The 1,704-nt window shown below is 66.7% G+C and carries 1 protein-coding gene; it reads right to left on the reverse strand.

Annotated elements, in window-relative coordinates:
* Positions 1-170 precede the first annotated feature (170 nt).
* A complete protein-coding gene (locus ACT3T9_RS18800) occupies positions 171-1,583 on the reverse strand; it encodes an IS1380 family transposase (RefSeq protein ID WP_114306499.1) in 1,413 nt (470 codons plus the stop codon).
* Between the last annotated feature and the right edge of the window lie 121 nt (positions 1,584-1,704).

Here is a 1,704-nt window from a genome sequence, read left to right on the forward strand (position 1 = left end):
CCTCGATCTTTCATCGGGCTGGTGAGCGGTCGCGGTCGGCGTCGTTGCCGGTGTTCAGCTGCTGATTCTGGCATTCGGGTATGACAGATCGTCGCAGTGTCCGTTGCGGGCGGTCGGGTTCCACTCCCGAGAGGTTGATGCTGGTCGTAGGGGCGGGTGGAGCAGCTTGGTCAGGTCTGTGCGACGGCGGTGCGGAGCCGGTTGATGCCAGTCAGGACGGTGCGGGCTTCGGGAGCGTGCTGGGCGAGGTGGAGGAGGTTGTGCCGGCTGCGGCGCACGAGGGTCGCGGGGATCTCGAACAGCCGTGCGCGGAGCCGTTTGGGCTCCCACTTCCGCGCATCATGGCCGGTCAGCGCGATGGTCTGCATCCAGGCGACGAGCTCGCTAGCGAGCTGGATGATCTGGCACCAGACCTGGTTCTGCGCGAAGCCCTGCAGCGGGAACTTCATCAAGCCCATGTCCTTGGCGTTGCGGATCCGGTCTTCGCATCGTGCGCGGCGGCGGTGTCGCAGCTCGAGCACGGGAAGTTGGCCGCGCGGGGTGTTGGTCGCGAACGCGGTGATGCGCATCCCCTCGTGATCGGTGATCCGCAGCTGCGCCCCAGGATGAGGACGTTCCTTCCGCACGATCACCCGCATCCCGGGCGGCCAACCCTGAAGATCCAGCAGCCCGGTCAGTTCCGCGACCCATGCTCCGTCGCGGATCCCGTCGGTGTCGGTGTCGTAGGCAGGAGTCCACGTCTTCGCCTCATCGATACGTTCCAGCAGGTCGGGAGTGTTCGCGGGGAGGGTGAACCCGACTGAGTAGGCCAGACGCTGCCCGGTCAGCCACTTGACGAAGTCCTTGGTGCCACCGGCTCCGTCGGTGCGGATCAGGACCTTCTTCGACCCCCTTCCGCCGGAGGAGAGCAGACCAGCCGGGAGCTGCGCAAGGGCCTGCCTGGTGATGGTGATGTGATCGGCGGCGGTGTTGGAACCGGCGTTGCCGGGGCGCAGGTGGATCGCCAGCGGTTCCCCGGTTCCTTCGCTGCCGTGGTCCAGGAAAGCGCACAGTGGGTGGTAACCGAAGCCGCGTTTGAACGTCGGTGCAGCCTGCTCCTTCTCGCTGTGGACGTTGATCAGGGTGGCGTCGAGGTCGATGACCAGCGGATTCCTCGCACTGAGCCTGCGGACCGGGGAGTGGTCGCCGGCCAGTGCCCAGGCCCGTTCACGCGCGATGCGGCGGGCCTGGGAGATCGCCTCGACCACGGCGGGCGCGTCCTCGGCCAGCGTGGTCAGGTTCCTGGAGATCGTTGGGGCCGAGGCGACGTCTCCGAACAGTCCCGGTTCGCATCGCAGCAGATCAGTATCCGAAGCGTGCTCGCCGCCGATCGCGAGAGTCATCGCGAGGTCCAGCAGGACCTTCGAGGCGTGATGCTCGGCCAGTGGCTTCGTCCACGGATCCAGAGCTTCACGCAGCGAAGGGGCGAGGCCGGTGGCGTGGATCGTGCCGGTCAGCAGCACCGCGCCCGCATGCGCGGCCGCCGGGACCTCAGCGATGTCCACGCGCGGACGGGGGTAGAAGAACAAGGTAGGGTGGGACACCTGAAAGGTGCTCCTTCCGGCCAGGGATTACGAGACTCAACACCCCGCATCATCCCAGGCCAGGAGCACCTTTCTTTATGCCGTCCGTCGGGCGAGACCACACCCCCGTGAAATCTCGAGG

The organism is Brachybacterium sp. AOP29-B2-41 (assembly GCF_052378395.1).
GTDB lineage: Bacteria > Actinomycetota > Actinomycetes > Actinomycetales > Dermabacteraceae > Brachybacterium.